Genomic DNA, 22312 nt, shown 5'->3' on the forward strand with positions numbered 1-22312 from the left:
GCCAGCCCGGAGCCTTGCATGCGCAGATGGATCGATCGCTGGTCGCCAACGCTGCGGGGCATCGGCGCAGTGGGACTGATCTGGGCGTTGCTGTATGCCACCGCGCATGCCGCGCCACCCGTGCCGCCATCGGCACCGGTGCAGGTGGGTTACAGCGAGGCCACGGATCTGTTCAACCTGCTGGATAACCTGTCGGACTGGTTGCCGGGTTTTACGGTGCCCGTGTATCGCAATTACTTCGAAACCCATGGAGGGCTGGATCAGGCCGATCACGCAGCACTGGTCGCCTATGCAGATTTCCGCCGCCGCACCTCGGGGCTGGCAAAGGGCGACGATCCGGAGGTGCTCGACCGTGTGTTTGCGCCAGAGGCCACCCGTGATGTGGATCCTTTCTCGCGGCATTTCCTCGGGAATGCAGAATTCGAGGGCGCAGCGAGCGCCGCCATTGCGGAGCAGTCGGCAGATGACCAGGCGTTGTTGCGTGCGTATTTTGCCCGCTTCGTTCCACGCGCCAGGCGGCTGGTCACAGCTGCCCCCCGTTTCGAGCAACAGGCGCGCGTGCTGCGCGAGGAACTGTCCAACCCCGCCGTTGCGCGGTTGGCGTCGCAGATGCGGGCGTTCTTTGCGGTGCCGGAGCCTGCGCTGTTCCAGGCAAGATTCGTCTGGTGGCCGGAGCCGGACACCACCCAGGCCAAGGTACGCGGACGCACCATGCTGCTGTATTCGCAGCATGATGCGCTCACCGGCACGGCCTCGATGGACTGGGCGCCGATCGTGTTGCACGAATTGAGTCATCACCTGTCTGCGGGGCAACCATCGGCGCGTAAACGCCTGCTCGCTGCCAACTTCATGCGGCTGTGTCCGGGTGCGGCCAGCTTGCCGAACCCGCTCAACGCGCTGGAAGAACCACTGGCGATCTATTGGGGACAGTATCGCTTTGAGCAGGCGGTGCGCGGGCGTTCGCTGCCGCCGTCATCGCAGTGGTATATCCAGGCGCACGCCGATCGCGCGGCGAAGGCGATCGCAGCCGCCTATCCGGCAAGCGGGGCGGCGCCGGCGCTCGATGACGACGCATTGCTGGCTGCTGCTGCATCGGCCTGCCAGTAGACAGTGATGGAAATGAAAGCCGCTGACAGAATGTAGCGGCCAGTCGGCGCGTGCTGCGGACAGCGCGCCTAGAACCAGTGATGTAGGCGTGGTAAGTGCCGACAGCGTGCAGCGTACACGCTGCCGGCGAAACCGCGGCCGAGGATCCTCAGCCGAGAATCCCCGGCAGATCCAGGCCTTTTTGCCTGGCGCAGTCGGTGGCGATGGCGTAGCCGGCATCGGCGTGGCGCATCACGCCGGTGGCCGGGTCGTTCCAGAGCACGCGCTCCAGGCGCCTGTCGGCGGCCTCGCTGCCGTCGCAGACGATGACCATGCCGGCATGTTGCGAAAACCCCATGCCGACGCCGCCGCCGTGGTGCAGCGACACCCAGGTGGCACCGGAGGCGGTATTGAGCAGCGCGTTGAGCAACGGCCAGTCGGAGACCGCATCCGAGCCGTCGGCCATGGCTTCGGTTTCGCGGTTGGGCGAGGCCACGCTGCCCGAATCCAGGTGGTCGCGGCCGATCACCACCGGCGCCTTGAGCTCGCCGCTGCGCACCATCGCATTGAAGGCCAGACCGAGCCGGTGGCGGTCACCCAAACCGACCCAGCAGATCCGCGCAGGCAGGCCCTGGAAGGCGATCTTGTCGGCCGCCATGTCGAGCCAGCGGTGCAGATGCGTATCGTCGGGAATGAGTTCCTTGACCTTGGCATCGGTCCTGGCGATGTCGTCCGGATCGCCGCTGAGCGCGACCCAGCGGAACGGCCCGATCCCGCGACAGAACAGCGGCCGGATGTAGGCGGGCACGAAGCCGGGGAAGTCGAATGCGTTGTCTACGCCTGCTTCCAGCGCCATCTGGCGCAGGTTGTTGCCGTAGTCGACGGTGGGCACGCCCAGGGCATGGAAGGTGAGCATGGCGCGGACGTGGTTGGCCATCGCCTCGCGCGCGGCCGCTTCCACCTGCTTCGGTGCGGACACGCGCTTGGCGTCCCATTCCTCCACCGTCCAGCCCTGCGGCAGGTAGCCGTTGACCGGGTCGTGCGCGGAGGTCTGGTCGGTCAGCAGGTCCGGCTTGACTCCACGTAGCAGCAGTTCATCCAGCACGTCTGCGACATTGCCGAGCAGGCCGACCGACATCGGCTTCTTGGCCGTGCACGATTCCTCGACCAGGCGCAGCGCTTCGTCCAGGTCGTCGGTCCAGGTGTCCAGGTAGCCGGTGCGCAGGCGCATGTCGATGCTGGAGCGGCGGCATTCCACCGCCAGGCACGAGGCGCCGGCCATCACCGCAGCCAGCGGCTGCGCGCCACCCATGCCGCCGAGGCCACCGGTGAACAACCAGCGCCCGGATAGGTTGCCGCCGTAATGCTGGCGGCCCATCTCCACGAAGGTCTCGTAGGTGCCTTGCACGATGCCTTGCGCGCCGATGTAGATCCAGCTGCCGGCGGTCATCTGGCCGTACATCGCCAGACCTTTTTTATCCAGTTCGTTGAAGTGGTCCCAGGTGGCCCAGCGTGGCACCAGGTTGGAATTGGCGATCAGCACGCGTGGCGCATCGGCATGCGTGCGGAACACGCCGACCGGCTTGCCGGATTGCACCAGCAGGGTCTGGTCATCCTCCAGGCGGGTGAGCGCGGCGACGATCGCATCGAAGGATTCCCAGTCGCGCGCGGCGCGGCCGATGCCGCCGTAGACCACCAGCTCCTGCGGGCGCTCGGCCACGTCCGGGTCCAGATTGTTCATCAGCATGCGCAGCGGCGCTTCGGTGAGCCAGCTCCGGGCGGTGAGCGTGGTGCCGGTGGCGGCGCGGATGACGCGGGTTGCATCGTGACGGGTCATGCCGGTTTCCTTGCAATCAACGGTGCGCCGCAGGCGGCGTGGTGTCGGAGGACTGAGCGCTGTCGGCGGCAAATTGCAGGCAGGCCAGCAGCACGTGCCGCAGCACCGCGCGCAGCGCGACTGCATGCGCGGGGAGCCAGGGCGTCGGCCAGTTCTGCGGGGTGATCGCATCCGGCTCGCGCATGTAGCCGCGGCATGCCAGCTCCATCTGCAGCGTATGCACGCCCTGCTCGGGCTGAGCATAGTGGCGGGTGATCCAGCCGCCCTTGAAGCGCCCGTTGCGCACGGTGCTCGAGCCACTGCTGCGGCACAGCCGCTCCACCGCATCGGCCAGCGCCGGAGCGCAGCTGCGGTCGTCGTTGCTGCCGATGTTGAACTGCGGCAGCTCGCCATCGAACAGATGCGGGATGAAGGAGCGGATCGAGTGCGCGTCGTACACCACGATTCGGGGATGCAGCCGACGCAGGCGCGCGATTTCGTCGGCAATCGCCGCGTGATAGGGGTCGAACCAGCGCGTGCGGCGCCAGGCAATCTGCGCTTGGTCGGGTTCGGCGCCATCGGCATACAGCGGCTGGTTGTCGAAGGTGGTCAGCGGACACAGGCCGGTGGTGTTCTGGCCCGGATACAACGACGCCCCGCTGGGGGCGCGGTTGACGTCGATCACCGAGCGACAGATCGCGGTGCGCACGGTAGTGGCGCCCAGCGATTGCGCAAAGTCGTACAGCTGATGCACCCACCAGTCGGCATCGCGACGTGCCAGCCAGGGCGAGACGAACTGGTCCACCAGCGCGTCGGGCAACTCGGTGCCGGTATGCGGGAAGCTGAGGATCAACGGCGCATCGCCGCGGTGGATGTCGAGCCAGGGCAGGGTGCTCATGCGGCGTCTCGCATCATGCCTGCTGCTCCACGCCTGGCAATGCCGTGGCAACCGCCTGCGCAAGTGCACCCGAACGCACCAACGCGCTGGCCGCCAGCATGTCGGGATGGAAATAGCGGTCGTCCTGCAAGGTGGGCACCTGCGCGCGCAGCAACGCGCGTGCGGCTTCCAGTGCGGCGCTGGAGCGCAGCGGCGCATGGAAGTCGCAGCCTTGCACGGCCGCCAGCAGTTCGATGCCGATCACGTGTGCGGCGTTCTCGGCCATCGCCAGCAAGCGCCGCGCGCCATGCGCGGCCATCGATACATGATCTTCCTGATTGGCCGAGGTCGGAATCGAATCGACGCTGGCCGGATACGCGCGTTGCTTGTTCTCCGACACCAGCGCCGCAGCGGTGACCTGCGGAATCATGAAACCGGAATTCAGGCCCGGGCGCGGGGTGAGAAACGCCGGCAGGCCCGACAACGCCGGGTCGACCAGCATCGCGGTGCGGCGTTCGCTGATCGAGCCGATTTCGCACACCGCCATCGCCAGCATGTCGGCTGCGAAGGCCACCGGCTCGGCATGGAAGTTGCCGCCGGACAAGGCCTCGCCGGTGTCGCTGAACACCAGCGGGTTATCCGAGACCCCGTTGGCCTCGATCTCCAGCGTGCGTGCGGCCTGGCGCATGATGTCCAGCGCCGCGCCCATCACCTGCGGCTGGCAGCGCAGGCAGTACGGATCCTGCACGCGCACATCGCCCAGCCGGTGCGATTCGCGAATGCTCGAATCGGCCATCAGCGCGCGCAGTGCCGCGGCGGTGGCGATCTGCCCGGGCTGGCCGCGCAGGGCATGGATACGCGCATCGAATGGCGTGTCCGAGCCCTTGGCCGCTTCCACCGACAAGGCGCCAGTGACCAGCGCGGCCTGCAGCACGGTCTCGATCTCGAACAGGCCGGCCAATGCGCAGGCGGTGGAGAACTGGGTGCCGTTGAGCAGCGCCAGGCCTTCCTTGGCGCCCAGCACGCGCGGCTGCAACTGCGCCTGCGCAAGCGCGTTGGCGGCAGGCAGGCGTTGCCCGCCGACGAAGGCCTCACCGACGCCGATCATCACCGCGGCCAGATGCGACAACGGCGCCAGATCGCCGGATGCGCCCACCGAACCCTGGCAGGGCACCACCGGCGTGATGTCCCGGCGCAGCATCGCCTCCAGCAACGCCAGCGTGCCCGGCTGCACGCCCGAGGCGCCCTGGGCCAGGCTGGTGAGCTTGAGCGCCATCATCAGCCGGACCACCGGCACCGGCGTGGGCTCGCCGACGCCGGCTGCGTGCGAGAGCACGATATTGCGCTGCAGGGTCTGCAGGTCCTCGCGCTCGATGCGCACGCTGGCCAGCTTGCCGAAGCCGGTATTGACGCCATAGACCGGCTCGCCGCGCGCCACGATGGCCTCCACCGTCTGCGCGCTGCGCAGCACCGCGGCCGCGCAGGCGTCGTCCAGCACGACCTCGGCGCCGCGATATAGCGCACGCCACTGCGCCAGCGTGACCTGGCCGGGCTGCAGGACAACAGATGCACTCATGAGGACTCCGTATTCAGCAGGAATGCCCGCGCCAGACGCGGGCATGAAGAGGATTGAAGCCCATGCGGTAGACCAGGTCGGCCGGCGCATCAATGTCCCAGATCGCCAGGTCGCAGTGCATGCCGGCACGCAGCCGGCCAAGCCGCTCGCCGCGCCCCAGCGCGCGTGCGGCGTGCCGGGTGAAACCGGCAATGCACTCGTCCACGGTCATGCGGAACAGCGTGGCGGCCATGTTCATCGCCAGCAACGGGCTGGTCAGCGGCGAGGTGCCGGGGTTGCAGTCGGTGGCCAGGGCCAGCGGCACGCCGGCGGCGCGCAGCGCAGCGATCGGCGGCAGTTGGGTATCGCGGGTGAAATAGAACGCGCCGGGCAACAGCACCGCGACCGTGCCGGCGCCTGCCATCGCGGCAACGCCGGCGTCATCCAGGTATTCGACGTGATCGGCCGACAAGGCGCCATGGCGTGCGGCCAGTTGCGCGCCATGCTGGTTGCTCAGTTGCTCGGCGTGGATCTTGATGTGCAAGCCGTGCGCCTGTGCGGCGAGGAAGACCTGTTCGGCCTGCGCGGGCGAGAACGCCAGGTGTTCGCAGAACACATCCACCGCCTCGGCAAGCCCTTGCGCGGCAATCGCCGGAATCATCTGCGTGCAGACGGCGTCGATGTAGCCTTGCGCATCGCCGCCCGGTGGCACCGCGTGCGCGCCGAGGAAGGTCGGCACCACTTCGACCTTGCGCAGCGTAGCGAGCTGACGTGCAACGCGCAGCTGCTTGGTTTCGTCCTCCAGCGTCAGCCCGTAGCCGGATTTGATTTCCAGCGTGGTCACGCCCTCGGCGAGCATCGCGTCTAGGCGCGGCAGACTGGCGGCCAGCAGCGCTGCGTCATCGGCGGCACGGGTGGCGCGCACCGTGGCCACGATGCCGCCGCCGGCTGCGGCAATCTCGGCATAACTGGCACCGCGCAGGCGTTGCTCGAACTCGTTGGCGCGATTGCCTGCGTACACCAGATGGGTATGGCAATCGATCAGGCCGGGGCTGATCCAGCGGCGCTGGCAATCGTGCGCAACGTCCGGCTTCAACGCCGGAGCCTGCGCGGCCGGGCCGGCATAGGCGATGCGGCCGTCCTGGCAGGCCAGAATGCCATCGTCCACGATGCCCAGGCCGCCATCGGCCGCGTCCAGGGTCATCAGCCGTGCGTTGTGCCAGAGGACGTCGCAATACATGGCGCAGGCTCATGCTGTCTGATATGTATATACAATAGAACCGGCAATGGAGGGTGTCCAGTGGCAGACCAACAGGCGTTGTGGGCAGCGCGGGCGCTCCTGCCCGATGGCTGGGCTGGCGATGTGCGGATCACGCTGGCGCAAGGGCGCATCGCCACGGTGCAGGCCGATCGCGCACCTGTCGCCGGCGATACCCGGGTCACGCTGCTGCTGCCTGGGCTGGGCAACCTGCACAGCCACGCGTTCCAGCGCGGCATGGCCGGCCTGACCGAGGTGGGCGGGCGCAGCGGCGACAGTTTCTGGAGCTGGCGCGAGCTGATGTACCGCTTCGTCGACCGGCTCGATCCCGACAGCCTGCAGGCGATCGCCGAACAGGCCTATGTGGAAATGCTCGAAAGCGGCTTCACCCGCGTCGGCGAATTCCACTACCTGCACCACAGCCCCGGTGGCGCGGCATATGCGCAGGCCGGCGAAATGTCCGCGCGCATCGCCGCTGCCGCCGCCAACACCGGCATCGGGCTGACGCTGTTGCCGGTGTTCTATGCGCATTCGGATTTCGGCGGCCTTGCGCCCAGCGCAGCCCAGCGTCGTTTGATCCACGACATCGATGGTTTCGCGCGGTTGCTGGACGACTGCAGGCGCAGCCTCAAGGCATTGCCGGATGCCGTGCTTGGGCTGGCGCCGCACAGCCTGCGCGCGGTCACGCCGGAGCAGCTAGCCGCATTGGTGCCGCTCACCAAGGGCCCGATCCATATCCATATCGCCGAGCAGCAGCGCGAGGTCGAGGCCTGCCTGGCCTGGTCGGGCCAGCGCCCGGTGCAGTGGCTGCTGGCCAACGCACCGGTGGATGCGCGCTGGTGCCTGGTGCATGCCACGCACGTGGACGCGAGCGAGCTGCAGGCCATCGCCGACAGCGGCGCGGTGGTCGGGCTGTGCCCGATCACCGAGGCGAATCTGGGCGATGGCGTGTTCCCGATGCAGGCATTTGCCGCCGCGGGCGGGCGCTTTGGCGTGGGTTCGGATTCGAATGTCCTGATCGACGCGGCCGAAGAACTGCGCCTGCTCGAATACGGCCAGCGTCTGCAGCTGCAGGCGCGCAATGTGCTGGCGCAGGCGGGTACCTCGAGCGGGCGCTGGCTGTTCGACCAGGCGGGCGAAGGCGCGGCACAGGCCTTGGGCATTGCTCACACTGGCATCCGGGTCGGCGCATCGGCCGATCTGCTGGAGCTGGACCCGGCCCATCCGGCGCTGCTGGCGCGCGATGACGATGCGCTGCTGGACAGTTGGCTGTTCGCCGCGCGCGGCGGTGCGGTGCGCACTGTCTGGCGCGCCGGGCGGCCGGTGGTGCGTGACGGGCGCCATGTGGATCGCGCGCGGATTGCCACGCGTTTTGCCGGCGTTTTGCGAGCGCTGCTGAGCAAATGAGCCGATACGCGCACAATGCAGGTCTGACCGGAGACCCGCTTTGACCGCCACCCCCATCGCCGCGCCCGGCACCCTGCATCAACGCATCCGGCAGGATCTGGAACAACGCATCCACAGTGGCGACTGGCCGCCCGGTCACCGTGTGCCGCCCGAACACGAGTTGATGGCGCAATACGCTTGTTCGCGGATGACCGTGAACAAGGTGCTCGGCCTGCTTGCCGATGCCGGCATGATCGAACGCCGCCGCCGCACCGGCTCGTTCGTGGCGCGCCCGCATCCGCATCTGGAGCAGGTCGCCTTGTCGATTCCCGACATCGAGGTGGAAATGACTGCGCGCGGCCACGTCTACGCGTTCTCGCTGGTGTCGCGGCGGCTGCGCAACCCGCGCCTGCGCGTGCCGCAGGAGCGTGCCCTGGGCAGCAGCGGCAAGCTGCTGGCGCTGGAAAGCGTGCACCTGGCAGACGGCAGCCCATTCGCGCTGGAACAGCGGGTGATCGACACCACCACCGTGCCCGAGGCATTGCTGCAGCCGTTCACCGACATCGCGCCGGGCAGTTGGTTGCTGCGCAACGTGCCGTGGACGCGCGCCGAGCACCGCATCAGCGCCGCCAGTGCGGACGCCGCGCAAGCCGAACGCCTGCAGGTGGACGATGGCACCGCCTGCCTGGTCATCGATCGCCACACCTGGCGCGGCGACCAGCCGGTCACCTACGTGCGTCAATTGTTTCTGGGCGGGTCCTATGACCTGGTGGCGCGGTTTGCGCCGGGAATGCGCTGACCCTCAAACGCACGGCTGAGCACATGGATCGATGTATGCATCAGATCGTCGTGCACTGCCGCCAGCGCACCGGTTCGTCCACGCCCGGCCGCGGATTGAGCTGCACGCGCACGGTGCGCAGATACGGGTAGCGCTGCAGTTCGCGGCAGATCAGCGGCCACGCCGCAGCGTCTTCGACCGAGCGATCCACCGCCAGCGTCGCCTGGGTGATCCAGATGCCGCGCACCAGGCCGGGCGTTCGAGCCAGCGCCTTTGACACCTCGCGTTGATAACCCTGCACGGTTGCCACATCCGGTTCGGCAGTGCCTGCCAGCGGCATCGATGCAGGCGCTGTGGCGGTCGGTGGTGCTGCCTGTTGCGAGGGGGGACGCTGCGATGCCGGGATTGCAGAAACCGATTCGGCAACGCGCGAAGTGGCCACCAGTGCGGCCTGCTGTGTTGGCACGGGCGGCTGCGCCGGCTGCAGCGCCAGCGCCGCAACCAGGGCCAGGGTCGCCAGCGCCGCACCGGCACCGAGGCTGTGACGGATCGCGCGGCGGCGCGCCATGCGGACCACGCCGGCTTCCACATCGCCCGGCAGATACGGCTTGAGCAAGGGCCACAGGCGCGTGCCATCCAGCACTTCGATGGACTGCCTCTCGGCGGCGGCCATGCCTTCGCGTTCCATCCGGCCTTCGGTCACCATCACGCCGCCGCCTGCGCCGGCCAGTCGCGCCATCGCACCCAGCTCGTTCACCGCTGCCACGCCGATGCGGTAGCTGCGCCCATGCTTGCAGGCCACCAGGCGGGTGCCTTGTCCGGTGCGCATCATGAATTCGGCCGTCGGCAGGCCGTCCTGCGGGACCTGGGTCGGTTGCCAACCGCGTTGCTCCTGCAGCACGCGCAGCACCACGCCGGAAAAGTCGCGCCAGTGCATGGCCGCCAATGCATGCACGCCCTCGGTGGTTTCGTCGGCACGGCGGCGCACCAGCCATACATAGGCGCACACCGCCAGCCAGAGCAGCAGGGAAGCCACGAGCGCCACAATCCAGGGAGGCATGAGCATCAAGCGAAGGGATGGCGCATATGACGAAGCGGTGCGCTTAGAAGAATCCTTCGCGGTAGGTTCGTCAATGGATCGGCGACAGTGATCGCACGCGCCGTGATCCAGGCAGCAGAAGACCCGCCAGTCCGAAGCCGTGAGGGGAGGGGAGCAAACGGACTTCGTAATGCAGGACTGGCGGGTCCTTCCCGATTGTCTAAAAAATCATGCTGCTTTGCAACATTGCAGAACTGTCTTATTCACCATCGAATGCAGCATTGTTTGAGGTGGCGCTGCCGGTGGTGGTGCCTGCGCCGGTGGTGTCGCTGCTGGCGGCCTGCGCTGCCTGGTTGGCGGTGCGGTTGGCGCGCTTGGTCGCGGCGGTATTAGCACGCACCTGGGCCTTGAGCGATTCCACCTCGCGGCGCAGGTTTTCCAGTTCGTCCTGCTCGGGGATGTTGAGCGTGCGCAAGACCCCCTTGACGCGTTCGTCGAAGGCCTTGCCCAGCTTGTCCCAGCCGCGCACTGCCGTGTCGCGTGCCTGCTCGAACTGGGTTTCCACTTCTTCGCGCAGCTCGTCGACGCTTTCGGCCGCCTTGCGCTGGCCGCTGCGCTCGTACGCTGCGCCTTCGCGCACCAGCGAGTCGAACAGCTTGCCCCCCTCGTTCTGCACCCGACCCAGCGCACCGAGCCCGGCCAGCCATACCGTCTGTGCCGATTCACCGAGCCGGCGCGAAATCTGTTCTGCCTGCGCCTGGAAGCCGTGCGCTGCATCGTCGCGCTTGCCGTTCTGATCGTATCCGGTCGTCATGGAATGCTCCTGTTTGGGTTGCCAAGTGACGTTGCCTTCACCCTAGTCCGGGCACTGCATCGAGCAGGTGAAGCACCCATGAAGCATCCCCCTGCAACGGACAGCGCGGCTGACTTGTTGCTGAAGCGATAGTGCAGTCAGGCCGAGCCAGGCGATCAGACCCGATCAGCGGCGCTGCACGCTCAGGCGAGTTTTTCGGCCAGCAGGCGACGGATCTCCGATTCCACCATCGGCTGCATCGCCGACAACAGGAAGCCAAGCTCGGCGGTGACATGCACCTGCTGCGGCAACAGGGCGATCGCCCCATCCACGCCGGCACGCGCGATACGCAAGGTATCGCCTTCCCAGTGCGAGGCGACGCCGTAGCGATCGGTCAGCTTGCGGGCCGCCGCGTCGATCGCTGCGCGGGCCTGGGCCGGCGACAGGGCATGGTCGTGGCGGATATCGATGCTGGACATGGGTTCCATGGAAAAGACGAAAGGAGCGCGCATTGTGCGCATGCGCGCGCCAGGCTCCAAGTGCGGCGCGCGTGGCACGCAGCGGCAACGACACCCCGGCCCGGTGCATGGGGCGGAGCGACACCGGTCAGGTTGTTGGCCGCGGCGCGTGGCAAACCTGCTAGGCTGCGGCGGGTGCGCGATCTGCAAGTTCATTTCACCCACCGGCAGCAGCCGGATCATTCCCTCAAGCCCGGCGTCCACCGGATCGTCCGCCATGCCTCCGGCAGCGTGCGGGTGGTTGCCGATGCGCAGGGGGCGCTGCTGTTGGCGCAGTTCTGCCTGGACCAGCGCGGGCTGTGGCTGCAGGTGGCCAACGGGATCCGTGGCATCCACGTCAACGGACGCCCGGTGCGGCGCATGGCGCTGCTGCGTCCCGGCGATGCGATCTACGCCGACGGCGTGGAGATGCTCCTGCGCAGTGCGCCGTCGAGCGCGCCGGCCAGCGATGTTCAAGACGACGAGACCGGCCTGAGCGAGGTCTGCCTGCTGTTGCGCGGGCTCGGCGGCCGTCATCACGGGCGCAGCTTCACCCTGGACCGCTCGCGGCTGGTCGGCAGTGACCCGGCGGCGGACATCGTCATCGACGACCCGGCCTTTGCCGCCCAGCACGCGCGGCTGGAGCGCCACGGCGACCGTGTGCTGATCCGCGATCTGGGCTCGGAAGAAGGCAGCTGGATCAACGGCGTACAGGTGCGCGACGGCTGGCTGCAGGCCGGCGACCAGGTCGTGTTCGATGCGCGCCACCGCTTTGTCGTCGAGGTGCCGCGTATCCACCACGGGACCACCTGGGACATCCCCGAGTCGGAGCCGCAGCCGCTGCCACGCGCGACCAGCGAGCCGGCGCGTGCGCCGGTCAAGGTCGCGCGCTGGCCATGGCTGCTGCTCAGCGCGGTGTTGCTGGCGGCGGCGTTGAGCGCCCTGCTGTGGTTCGGCGCGCGCTGAGTTTTTTCCAGATCCGCCAGCCCAGCAGCACGGCCAGAATGCCGGCATACAGCGCCGGTTCGCGGATGTCGGATTTCACCAGCCACCAGAAGTGCAGTACCGCCAGCAGCCCGATCGGGTAGATCAGCAGGTGCAGGCGGCCCCAGTTGCGCTTGAGCCGCCGCATCCAGCCCTGGGTGGAGGTGATCGCCAGCGGCACCAGCAGCAGCCATGCCGCAAAGCCGACCGTGATGTAGGGGCGCTTGAGGATCTCCTCGAAGATCTGGGTCCAGAAGCCGCGCAGATCCAGGCTCAGGTAGGCCGCCAGGTGCACGCTGGCATAGAAGAACGCGTACAGCCCGAGCATGCGCCGGAAGCGGATCAGCAGCGCCTGGCCGGTGAGCTGGCGCAGCGGCGTGATCGCCAGGGTGATCAACAGGAAGCGCAGCGCCCATAGCCCGGTGCGGTGCTCGATCTCGGCCACCGGATCGGCGCCCAGTGCATCGCTGCCGGTTTGCCATACCTGCCAGAACTGCCAGCCGAGCAAGGCGATCGGCGTCAGTGCGGCGACATGCACCAGGGTCTTGGCGGCGATCAGGGATGCGGACGTCTTGGCCATGCGATCTCGAAGAAGGAAGCGATGCCGCGCGGGCAGGGAACGTGCGCGGACATGAAACGTAGGAGCGCACCCGGGCGCGACGGGCATCACCAGCAAAGCCCGTCGCGCCCGGGTGCGCTCCTACGGCAGATGGATATCAGAGGGTTTGTTGCCTAGAACCACTTCTTCAGGTCCATGCCCGCGTACAGCGAAGCGACCTGGTCCGCATAGCCGTTGAACGGCTTGGTCGCGATCCGCTCGGCGAACAGCTTGCTGGCGGTGCCGGCGATGCGGCGCTCGGTCTTCTGGCTCCAGCGCGGATGGTCCACCGCCGGATTGACGTTGGAAAAGAAGCCGTATTCGGAGGGCTGCAGGTCGTGCCAGGCGGTTTCGGGCATCTTCTCGACGAAGCGGATCTCCACGATCGACTTGATGCTCTTGAAGCCGTACTTCCACGGCACCACCAGCCGCAGCGGCGCGCCGTTCTGCTGCGGCAGAGGCTTGCCGTACAGGCCGGTGGCCAGCAGGGTCAGCGGATGCATCGCTTCGTCGATGCGCAGGCCTTCGCGGTATGGCCAGTTGATCGAGCGGTAGCGCACGCCCGGCATCTGCTGCGGGTCGGCCAACGTGGTGAACGCCACGTACTTGGCCTTGGAGGTTGGCGCGAAGCGCTTGAGCACCTCGCCCAGCGGCACCCCCGTCCACGGGATCACCATCGACCAGCCTTCCACGCAACGCAGCCGGTAGATGCGTTCTTCCGCGCTGATGCCCTTGAGCAATTCGTCCAGCGACAGGCTACCGGGCTTTTCGCACTCGCCACTGACCTTCACCGACCATGGCGACAGCTTCAGGGTCTTGGCGGCCTTGGACGGGTCGGTCTTGTCGGTGCCGAACTCGTAGAAGTTGTTGTAGCTGGTGACGTCTTCCAGCCGGGTCAGTTCCTCGGCGGTCCGGAAGCCGCTGCGCGCCTGCGCCGGGGTCACCACGGTCTTGGGCGGAGGCGGCGGATCGGCCTCGGCGCAGCCGGTCACGCCCAGCGCCGGGGTCAGGGCAAACAGCTGCAGCAGCCGGCGTCGGTCGCGGTAGACGGCCTCATCGGTGATCTCGCTGGACGGCGTCTTCAAGACATCGCGAAGGGACATGGCTCGCTCCTGACAGTGGCTGCTGATGAGAATAACGGACCACCGTGATGGCGCTGCCGATGGCCTACGCAAACCATACGTCTCCGCCAGTGAGAAGGATGCACATGCAACTTTTCTGCGACGCTGCCAAGGCCGGTGCGCTGCGGCATACTAGAAGGCTAGCTCGACAAGGTGTGCCATGACACGCGCGTTCAATTTCAGTGCCGGCCCTGCGACATTGCCGGAATCGGTCCTGCGCCAGGCGCAGGCGGAGATGGTCGAATGGAACGGCGTCGGCGCCTCGATCGTGGAAATCAGCCACCGCAGCGCCGATTTCATGGCCGTGGCGGCCGCGGCCGAAGCCGATCTGCGCCGCTTGCTGTCGATTCCCGATGACTATGCGGTGCTGTTCACCGCCGGTGGTGCCACCACTATCCAGGCGCTGCTGCCGCTCAATTTCGCCGCACCCGGCCAGGCTGCCGACTACGTGATCACCGGCCACTGGGGCAAGACCGCGATCAAGCAGGCGGCCACCTATGTGGATGCACGCATTGCCGCCGACGGCCAGGCAGGCGGCTTCACCGACATTCCGCCAGTGGCCAGCTGGACCTTGTCGCCGCACTCGGCCTACGTGCACATCACCGCCAACGAGACCATCCACGGCGTCGAGTTCCGCGACACGCCGGCGGTGGGCACGCTGCCGCTGTTTGCCGATTTCAGTTCCTCGATCGCCTCCGAGCCGCTGGATGTGTCGCGCTATGGGCTGATCTATGCCGGCGCGCAGAAGAACCTGGGCCCGGTCGGCATCTCGGTGCTGATCGTGCGGCGCGACCTGCTCGAACGCGCTGGCCAGCCGCGCGCGGACATCTTCAACTACGCCTCGCACGCCGCACGCGATTCGATGCTCAACACGCCGCCAACCTGGAACTGGTATCTGCTCGGACTCACCGTGAAGTGGATGCTGGAGCAGGGCGGGGTGGACGAGTTCGCCCGCCGCAACGCCGAAAAGGCCGCGCTGGTGTATGGCGCGATCGATGGCTCCGGCGGGTTCTACCGCAACCTGGTCACCCCGGCGGTGCGCTCGCGCATGAACATCCCGTTCTTTCTGCCGGACGAGCAGCTGGATGCGTTGTTCGTCAGCGAATCCAAGACAGCCGGTTTGCTGGCGCTGAAGGGGCACAAGGCGGTCGGCGGCATTCGCGCGTCCTTGTACAACGCGATGCCGGTGGCGGGCGCCCAGGCGCTGGCGAGCTTCATGCACGACTTCCAGCAGCGCCACGGCTGAGTCTTCATTCGACCGCGGCGCATGCCGCGCAGGCGCATGCGCCGCAATTTCAAGGAATGCCGAGCGATGGCTCCCAAGTCCAACAAGCCCAGTGCCGCCACCGGCGGCAAGACCAAACCGGCAGGCAAGTCCGCCGCCAAGGCTGCGGGCAACGCTGCAGACAAGCGCGCGATCAAGCCGACCACGGCGGCACCGGTGCTGGCCGATGTGCGCGCCAAGATCGACGAGATCGACCGCACCATCCAGGCGTTGATCGCCGAGCGCGCCAACTTCGCCCATCAGGTCGGCAAGGCCAAGGGCAAGCTCGCCGCGGCGGTGGATTACTACCGGCCCGAGCGCGAGGCGCAGGTGCTGCGCATGGTGGTGGACCGCAACGAAGGCCCGCTTAGCGATGAAGTGCTGGTGCACGTGTATCGCGAAATCATGTCCGCGTGCCTGGCCCAGCAGGAGCCGCTGAAGATCGGCTATCTCGGCCCGGAAGGCACCTTCAGCCAGCAGGCGGTGCTCAAGCACTTCGGCCGGTCGGCGGTGGGCCTGCCGATGGCCACCATCGAGGAGGTGTTCCAGGAAGTGGAAGCGGGCAATGCCGATTTCGGCGTGGTGCCGGTGGAAAATTCCGGCCAGGGCACCATCCAGGTCACGCTGGACATGTTCCTGACCTCGAACCTGAAAATCTGCGGTGAAGTCGAGCTGCGCGTGCACCAGTACCTGCTCTCGCGCAATGGCCGGCTGGAAGACATCGAGCGCATCTACGCGCATTCGCAGTCGTTTGCGCAGACCGCCGGTTGGCTGCGTTCGCACCTGCCCAAGGTCGAGAAGATCGCCGTCTCCAGCAATGCCGAAGGCGCGCGCCGCGCCCGCAATGCCGAAGATGCCGCGGCGATCGGCGGCGAAAGCGCCGCGCATGTGTATGGCTTGAAGAAAGTCATCATGAAGTCGATCGAGGACGACGACGACAACACCACGCGTTTTCTGGTGATTGGCCGGCAGATCTTTCCCACCTCCGGGCATGACCGCACCTCGGTGCTGGTGTTCATCCACGACAAGCCGGGCGCGTTGTTCGACGTGCTCAGCCCGTTCGCGCGGCATGGCATCAGCATGAACCGCATCGAGTCGCGTCCCTCGCATCAGGCCAAGTGGGAATATGGCTTCTTCATCGACCTGGCCGGCCACGTGGAGGACGAGGCGATGAAGCAGGCGCTGGCCGAACTGGAAGCGCACTCGGCACAGATCAAGGTGCTGGGCTCGTACCCGGTCGCCATTCCCTGAGCGGGCGCGTCCCGCAAGCGCAGGCCTGACCGGCATGCCGTCGCCGGCCGAGGTGGCGGCAGCGCCACGACACTCTTCAACGCGTATCGCCGCACAGGGCGATGCCGCAGCAATCGGATCACACGCATGAGCAGCAGCACGCAGTACTGGATCGCCCGGCAGGGCAGCGCCTTGCAGGGCAGCCTGGCCATTCCCGGCGATAAATCCGTCTCGCATCGCGCGGTGATGTTCGCCGCCCTGGCCGATGGCGTCTCGCAGATCGATGGCTTTCTCGAAGGCGAAGACACCCGGTCCACGGCGGCCATTTTCGCCCAGCTCGGCGTGCGTATCGACACGCCGTCAGCGTCGCAGCGCATCGTGCACGGCGTGGGCGTGGATGGTCTGCAACCGCCCAGCGAGGCGCTGGACTGTGGCAATGCCGGCACCGGCATGCGCCTGCTCGCCGGCCTGCTGGCGGCGCAGCGCTTCGACAGCACGCTGGTCGGCGATGCATCGCTGTCCAAGCGCCCGATGCGGCGCGTGACCGGTCCGCTGGCACAGATGGGCGCACGCATCGACACCGAAGACGACGGCACCCCGCCGCTGCGCGTGCATGGCGGGCAGACCCTGCGCGGCATCGACTTCGTCTCGCCGGTCGCCAGTGCGCAGGTCAAATCCGCCGTGTTGCTGGCAGGCCTGTATGCGCAGGGCGAAACCTCGGTCACCGAGCCGCATCCCACCCGCGACTACACCGAGCGCATGCTGTCCGCATTCGGCGTGGAGATCGATTTCTCGCCCGGCAAGGCCCGCCTGCGCGGCGGCCAGCGCCTGCGCGCGACCGATATCGCGGTGCCTGCGGATTTCTCCTCGGCGGCGTTCTTCATCGTGGCAGCCAGCATCATTCCCGGCTCGAACGTGCTGCTGCGTGCGGTGGGCCTGAATCCACGTCGCACAGGCTTGCTCGCGGCACTGCGGCTGATGGGCGCGAATATCGCCGAAGAACGTCATGCCGAACATGGCGGCGAGCCGGTGGCCGATCTGCGCGTACGCTACGCGCCGCTGCAGGGCGCGCAGATTCCCGAAGCGCTGGTGCCGGACATGATCGACGAGTTCCCCGCCCTGTTCGTGGCCGCCGCGGCGGCAACCGGGCAGACGGTGGTCAGCGGCGCTGCCGAATTGCGGGTGAAGGAATCCGATCGCCTTGCAGCGATGGCCACCGGCCTGCGCGCGCTCGGTGTGCAGGTCGACGAGACCCCCGATGGCGCCACCATTCACGGCGGCAGCATCGGCAGCGGCGTGATCGAGAGCCACGGCGACCATCGCATCGCGATGGCGTTTGCCATTGCCGGCCAGCTGTCCACCGGCGACGTGCGGGTCAACGACGTGGCCAATGTCGCCACCTCGTTCCCGGGGTTCGACGGCCTGGCGCGGGGTGCCGGTTTCGGGCTTGAAACAGCCTGAGTAGACAGACAGCGTTTGAACAAAAACGGTAGTTCTTGGCCGGCAAGGATTGCCGGTCGAGGCGGCGCTGGCGCGCAACGCCTATCAGTCGAGGTTCGGGTGTCGCCTTGCACTCAGTGCGGCGATACCGCTAGCTCACTCGAGTGGTGATCCCACTCAGCGCTCTGCGGTGAACTCCACCGGCACCTGCACGCTGCTGACCACTGCATGGCCATCGCGGGTGGCCGGCTCGAAGCGCCACTGACGCAAGCTGTCCATCACGGCTGCATCCAGGCGCGGGTCGTTGCTGCCGCTGCGATCGACGATGCTCACATCGCTCACCCGGCCTTGCACATCCAGTTGCAGGCGCGCAGTACGACTGCCTTCGATACCGGCCTGTGCGATGTCTGAGGGATAGCGTGGCATCGCATTGCCAGGCAGCGGAATCGCTTCTTCGGTGCTGGTCGGCGCGCGCACGGGCTGATGCGCAATCATGGTCATGGCGCGCGGGCCTTCCGACGTCGGCAGGATCTGGCGGCTGGCCGCAGGCGCCGGGCGCGTATCGCTCGCGAACGATTCGTCGCTGTGTCGGGCCCACCACCAGGTTGGCACCACCACCAGCACCGCCAGCAGGGTCGCCCACAGCCAGGGCGAGGCGCCATCGGCAGCGTCGTCGTGGACGTGGTCGTCGGTGTGCGCGGAGCGCTGCGGCAATGCCTGCGTGGGGTGTGGCGAGGGATTGGAGATGAAGGACATGGCCGGCCTCCTGGCGCATCTTTGGGATGACGTGACCAGTCTGGTCGGCCTTGCCTGAGGCGCAGCTAAGGCAGGGCACTCAGGAGGATTCAATGCGCGGTAGACATTCAGCTTGGTCAACCCGGCGCCGGGCCCGGCTCGATCGCCATCTCCGGTCAACGCACGGCGCTCTCCCTTGCTTGTGGCAGGTGGGCCGTCATCGGCGTGCGGGCCAATCGACGCATCCCACTGCCGCGCCTCTTACTGCGCCGGCTTGAACTCGAACGGGATATCCAGGCTCCCGGCAATCGGCTGGCCATTGCGCTGTGCCGGATGAAAACGCCAGCGACGCACCGCTTCCATTGCGGCGCGGTCCAGGTCGCGTGAGCCGCTGCGCTGCACCAGCGTCACTCCGCCCGGGTTGCCCGCCGCGTCCACGTCCACCCGCACCACCACGTCGCCGGCATCGCCGCGACGCAAGGCCGCCGAGGGATAGCGCGGCGGCGGCATCTGGCCCTGCATCGGCACCGGGCGATCTCCGCCTGCAGCCGCCGCGGCGCTTGACGGGGCCGCGCTGCCCGGCGCACCGGGAACCGCGTCTTCAGGCAACGGCATGGGGGCAGGCGCAGCCGGCGGCGCGGTCTCCACCAGCGTCGGCGTGTCTTCCGGCGGTTTGGCCTGCGGCATGTCGCTGGCGCCGTCCTGGGCCGGTAGCGGCGCAGGCAGCGGCTGGATGCTGTCGTCGGCCTGCACACCGGCAGCCGGGTGGGTAGGCGAGGCCTTGTAGAAGTCGTCCTTGCGGCCGGTGGCCCACACCAGCAGGAACAACAACAGGCCGGCAACGAAGGCGATACCGGCAATTTTCAGGGTGTGGCGGGGCAGTCGCAGGACGATCTGGCGATCGGACGCAGGGCGGGGCGCGGGCATAGGGCTCACCTGAAGGATCGGGCCAATTCTGGCATAGCGGCGGTGAATCGATCGCAGCAGGTGGCGGAACAGGCGATAATCTCGCGCTTCCCACTGACTCACAGACTCCCGATGCTAGATCCGGCCCTGCTTCGCCAACATCCCGCCGACCTTGCCGAGCGCCTGCGCAGCACGCGCAGTTTCTCCCTGGACACCGCGGAACTGGAGTCGCTGGAAAGCGAGCGCAAGCGCATCCAGGTGCGCACGCAGGAATTGCAGAGCCAGCGCAATTCCAAATCCAAGGCGATCGGGCAGGCCAAGGCCAAGGGCGAGGATGTCACTGCGCTGATGGCCGAGGTGGCCGGTTTTGGTGAGGAGCTCAAGGCCTCCGAAGAAGCGCTGGACGTGATCCGCGCCAAGCTCGAGACCATTGCGCTGGGCCTGCCCAATCTGCCGGCCGACGATGTGCCGCAGGGCAAGGACGAGAGCGAGAACGTCGAGCAGGCGCGCTGGGGCACGCCGCGCCAGTTCGATTTCCCGGTCAAGGACCATGTGGAACTTGGCGCGCCGCACGGCTGGCTGGACGGCGAGACCGCTGCCAAGCTGTCGGGTGCGCGTTTCACCGTGCTGCGTGGGCCGGTCGCGCGGCTGCACCGCGCGCTGGCGCAATTCATGCTTGACCTGCATGTCGGCGAGCATGGCTACGAAGAAACCAACGTGCCGCTGCTGGTCAATGCCGAGTCGATGCGCGGCACCGGGCAACTGCCCAAGTTCGAGGACGACCTGTTCCAGACCGAAGTGGGTGAATCGCGCCGCTACCTGATCCCTACCTCCGAGGTGCCGCTGACCAACATCGTGCGCGACGAGATCGTCGACGCCGAGCGTCTGCCGCTGCGCATGACTGCACACTCGATGTGCTTCCGCGCCGAAGCCGGTAGCGGCGGCCGCGACACGCGCGGCATGATCCGCCAGCACCAGTTCGAAAAAGTGGAACTGGTCACCGCCTGCGCGCCGGAACACAGCGATGCCGAACATCAGCGCATGACGCGTTGTGCCGAAGTGGTGCTGGAAAAACTCGGCCTGCCGTATCGCAAGGTGCTGCTGTGCACCGGCGACATGGGGTTCTCCGCGATCAAGACCTACGATCTGGAAGTGTGGCTGCCATCGCAGAGCACCTACCGCGAGATTTCGTCGTGCTCGAACTGTGGCGATTTCCAGGCGCGGCGCATGCAGGCGCGCTGGCGTAACCCGGCCAGCGGCAAGCCGGAACTGCTGCACACACTCAACGGTTCCGGCACCGCAGTGGGCCGCGCGATGATCGCGGTGATGGAGAACTACCAAAACGCCGATGGCTCGATCGATGTTCCCGAGGCGCTGCGTCCGTACATGGGCGGGATCGAGCGGATCGGGTAGGAGCGGTTGGCGCAATTGCCGCGCAGCGCAGCTGTCAGGCGGGCGCGGCCGATGCCCGGCGTTGTCGTGCAGCTGTGATACGCGGTGCCGCGTGTGCCGTCAGCTCCCATTGACGACCGCTCCCGCGTTCGTCAGTCACTTAAGCAGTGGTGCCCGCGTGGCTGCTGGGCTGCCAGATGTGCCGCCGCGTCACCGACAAACCTGGAACAGGAACGGGGCCAGTGATGGCCCCGTTTGCATGTCCATGCAGCGGCCTTTGCGTCGCCCGATCGTGGCGAAGCGCTCTGGCGTTTTTTCTCCACCCCAGCCGCGCGCCGCCAGCTATGCATTTACCGTGGCGAAACCGACGGAGCTCGGAGCGCCGCAGTTCGCGGTCCTGATTGCATGAAACTACATTTCTGGTGTATCAGGTCGTTGCTCTGTTGGGATAAAGGTGATTAAATGTCACTTATCGTTCTATCCATGGATGCCTGCGCCATGCACGACCTGAATGACCTGTATTACTTCGCGATGGTGGTGGACCACGGCGGCTTCGCTGCAGCCGAGCGTGCGCTCGGAATCCCCAAGTCGCGCCTGAGCCGCCGCATCAGCCAGCTCGAAACCGACCTGGGCGTGCGCCTGTTGCAGCGCTCCACGCGCCGCTTTGCAGTCACCGATGTCGGCACCAGCGTGCACCGGCATGCCCAGACCATGCTGGCCGAAGCGCAGGCCGCGCGCGAGGTGGTGGACCGTCTCAGCGCCGAGCCGCGCGGCCTTGTCCGCGTGAGCGTTCCGGTCTCGCTGGCGCAGATCCAGTTGCCCAAGCTGTTGCCTGAATTCCTGGCCAAGTACCCCAAGGTGCGGCTGCAGCTCAACATCAGCAATCGCCGCGTCGATGTCATCAATGAGGGCTACGACATCGCGCTGCGCGTGCGTTCGCGCCTGGACGACGACGGCAGCCTGGTGATGCGCAGCTTCGGCCAGGTGCAGGAGTTGCTGGTGGCCAGCCCCAAATATCTGGACCGCGCCGGGCGCCCCAAGGACCCGAGCGAGCTGGCCAACCACACCACCATGAGCACCAGCGAGGACGAAGCACACCAGCGCTGGGAGTTGCACGGCCCCAACGGCGAGATGCGCCGGGTGGACCTGCAGCCGCGCCTGGCCGGGTTCGACTTCCCGCTGCTGCAGTCGATGGCGCGCGATGGCTTCGGCATCACCATGCTGCCGGAAACCGTGTGCGCCCAGGCTGTGCGCAGCGGCGAGCTGGAAGTGGTGCTGCCGCACTGGTCGCTGCCGCAGGGCATCTGCCACGCGGTGTTCGCCTCGCGCCGCGGCCTGCTGCCGGCGGTGCGGGTGTTCATCGACTTTTTGGCCGAACACCTGCCGCAGGAAATCGAACGCTCGCGCCTGGATTGCGGCGGTAACTGCGCCGAGCTGGCCGAGAAGCTCAAGCGTGCGGCCGCAACCGCACCGCGCCTGGCCGTGGCCGAAGCCGGCTGATCGCTGTGCCTGGTCGTCGACATCCGGGGTGTGGATGTCGGCCAATCAGCGCTGTGT

20 protein-coding genes are annotated in these 22312 nt (G+C 67.3%); 9 read left to right on the plus strand and 11 right to left on the minus strand.

All coding sequences use genetic code 11. The annotated features are described in order from the left end of the window. The first annotated feature begins 18 nt into the window (after positions 1-18). Positions 19-1107 (plus strand): hypothetical protein, encoded by a 1089-nt coding sequence (locus tag H7A87_RS08280; protein ID WP_119129123.1) that lies wholly within the window; start codon positions 19-21, stop codon positions 1105-1107. A 148-nt stretch (positions 1108-1255) separates the two neighbouring features. Here H7A87_RS08280 and hutU read toward each other — a convergent pair whose 3' ends face one another. Genes hutU through hutI form a run of 4 tightly spaced genes read right to left on the minus strand, consistent with a single transcriptional unit; the run spans position 1256 to position 6574 of the window. Continuing rightward, positions 1256-2923, minus strand: a complete 1668-nt coding sequence (gene hutU / locus H7A87_RS08285) for a urocanate hydratase (protein ID WP_119129124.1) — start codon at positions 2921-2923, stop codon at positions 1256-1258. A 16-nt stretch (positions 2924-2939) separates the two neighbouring features. Further along, entirely contained in the window at positions 2940-3800 is an 861-nt protein-coding gene (gene hutG / locus H7A87_RS08290; RefSeq protein WP_119129125.1) for an N-formylglutamate deformylase, read from the minus strand. A 13-nt stretch (positions 3801-3813) separates the two neighbouring features. Beyond that, positions 3814-5355 (minus strand): histidine ammonia-lyase, encoded by a 1542-nt coding sequence (hutH, locus tag H7A87_RS08295; RefSeq protein WP_119129126.1) that lies wholly within the window; start codon positions 5353-5355, stop codon positions 3814-3816. Positions 5356-5368: 13 nt separating this feature from the next. Continuing rightward, positions 5369-6574 carry an imidazolonepropionase gene (gene hutI, locus H7A87_RS08300; RefSeq protein WP_104648457.1) on the minus strand — a complete coding sequence of 402 codons (1206 nt, stop codon included), beginning with the start codon at positions 6572-6574 and terminating at the stop codon, positions 5369-5371. A gap of 60 nt (positions 6575-6634) precedes the next feature. Here hutI and H7A87_RS08305 point away from each other — a divergent pair, with 60 nt between their 5' ends. Together H7A87_RS08305 and hutC are read left to right on the plus strand one after the other, a co-directional pair. Further along, positions 6635-7999 (plus strand): formimidoylglutamate deiminase, encoded by a 1365-nt coding sequence (locus tag H7A87_RS08305; protein ID WP_119129127.1) that lies wholly within the window; start codon positions 6635-6637, stop codon positions 7997-7999. A gap of 40 nt (positions 8000-8039) precedes the next feature. Continuing rightward, positions 8040-8777: a histidine utilization repressor gene (hutC, locus tag H7A87_RS08310; protein ID WP_164740304.1), complete on the plus strand. Its 738-nt coding sequence runs from the start codon at positions 8040-8042 to the stop codon at positions 8775-8777. 40 nt (positions 8778-8817) lie between these two features. Here the strand turns inward: hutC and H7A87_RS08315 are convergent, their stop codons facing one another. The 3 genes from H7A87_RS08315 to H7A87_RS08325 all read right to left on the minus strand — a co-directional run bounded on the left by H7A87_RS08315 (position 8818) and on the right by H7A87_RS08325 (position 11067). Then, complete coding sequence (locus H7A87_RS08315; RefSeq protein WP_119129128.1) at positions 8818-9822, minus strand: restriction endonuclease; 1005 nt, start codon at positions 9820-9822, stop codon at positions 8818-8820. A gap of 232 nt (positions 9823-10054) precedes the next feature. After that, positions 10055-10609 carry a phasin family protein gene (locus H7A87_RS08320; protein WP_119129129.1) on the minus strand — a complete coding sequence of 185 codons (555 nt, stop codon included), beginning with the start codon at positions 10607-10609 and terminating at the stop codon, positions 10055-10057. Positions 10610-10791: 182 nt separating this feature from the next. Beyond that, positions 10792-11067, minus strand: coding sequence for a polyhydroxyalkanoic acid system family protein (locus H7A87_RS08325; protein WP_102596972.1), 276 nt, complete (start codon positions 11065-11067; stop codon positions 10792-10794). Between the two features lie 174 nt (positions 11068-11241). On the opposite strand from H7A87_RS08325, the gene H7A87_RS08330 reads away from it, so the two are divergent. Next, positions 11242-12051, plus strand: a complete 810-nt coding sequence (locus H7A87_RS08330; protein WP_104648461.1) for an FHA domain-containing protein — start codon at positions 11242-11244, stop codon at positions 12049-12051. Here H7A87_RS08330 and msrQ read toward each other — a convergent pair. Continuing rightward, a complete protein-coding gene (gene msrQ / locus H7A87_RS08335; RefSeq protein ID WP_119129130.1) occupies positions 11993-12649 on the minus strand; it encodes a protein-methionine-sulfoxide reductase heme-binding subunit MsrQ in 657 nt (218 codons plus the stop codon). The genes H7A87_RS08330 and msrQ overlap by 59 nt on opposite strands. 152 nt (positions 12650-12801) lie before the next feature. Continuing rightward, entirely contained in the window at positions 12802-13770 is a 969-nt protein-coding gene (gene msrP, locus H7A87_RS08340) for a protein-methionine-sulfoxide reductase catalytic subunit MsrP (RefSeq protein WP_119129131.1), read from the minus strand. Between the two features lie 178 nt (positions 13771-13948). Between msrP and serC the strand changes: the two genes are divergently transcribed. The 3 genes from serC to aroA all read left to right on the plus strand — a co-directional run bounded on the left by serC (position 13949) and on the right by aroA (position 17743). Beyond that, on the plus strand, positions 13949-15034 hold the full coding sequence (gene serC, locus H7A87_RS08345; protein ID WP_119129132.1) for a 3-phosphoserine/phosphohydroxythreonine transaminase: 1086 nt from the start codon (positions 13949-13951) through the stop codon (positions 15032-15034). A 66-nt stretch (positions 15035-15100) separates the two neighbouring features. Beyond that, a complete protein-coding gene (pheA, locus tag H7A87_RS08350; protein WP_104648569.1) occupies positions 15101-16303 on the plus strand; it encodes a prephenate dehydratase in 1203 nt (400 codons plus the stop codon). Between the two features lie 126 nt (positions 16304-16429). Next, on the plus strand, positions 16430-17743 hold the full coding sequence (gene aroA, locus H7A87_RS08355) for a 3-phosphoshikimate 1-carboxyvinyltransferase (RefSeq protein WP_119129133.1): 1314 nt from the start codon (positions 16430-16432) through the stop codon (positions 17741-17743). Between the two features lie 156 nt (positions 17744-17899). On the opposite strand, the gene H7A87_RS08360 is transcribed toward aroA, so the two are convergent. Next, a complete protein-coding gene (locus H7A87_RS08360) occupies positions 17900-18367 on the minus strand; it encodes an energy transducer TonB (RefSeq protein WP_119129249.1) in 468 nt (155 codons plus the stop codon). A 351-nt stretch (positions 18368-18718) separates the two neighbouring features. Beyond that, on the minus strand, positions 18719-19384 hold the full coding sequence (locus H7A87_RS08365) for an energy transducer TonB (protein WP_180496941.1): 666 nt from the start codon (positions 19382-19384) through the stop codon (positions 18719-18721). A gap of 111 nt (positions 19385-19495) precedes the next feature. Between H7A87_RS08365 and serS the strand changes: the two genes are divergently transcribed. Next, positions 19496-20776 (plus strand): serine--tRNA ligase, encoded by a 1281-nt coding sequence (serS, locus tag H7A87_RS08370; protein WP_119129135.1) that lies wholly within the window; start codon positions 19496-19498, stop codon positions 20774-20776. 462 nt (positions 20777-21238) lie between these two features. After that, positions 21239-22255: a LysR family transcriptional regulator gene (locus H7A87_RS08375; RefSeq protein WP_016903391.1), complete on the plus strand. Its 1017-nt coding sequence runs from the start codon at positions 21239-21241 to the stop codon at positions 22253-22255. The last annotated feature ends 57 nt before the right edge of the window (positions 22256-22312 follow it).

Origin of the sequence: Xanthomonas sp. CPBF 426 (assembly GCF_903989465.1) — a bacterium.
Taxonomy (GTDB): Bacteria; Pseudomonadota; Gammaproteobacteria; order Xanthomonadales; family Xanthomonadaceae; genus Xanthomonas; species Xanthomonas euroxanthea.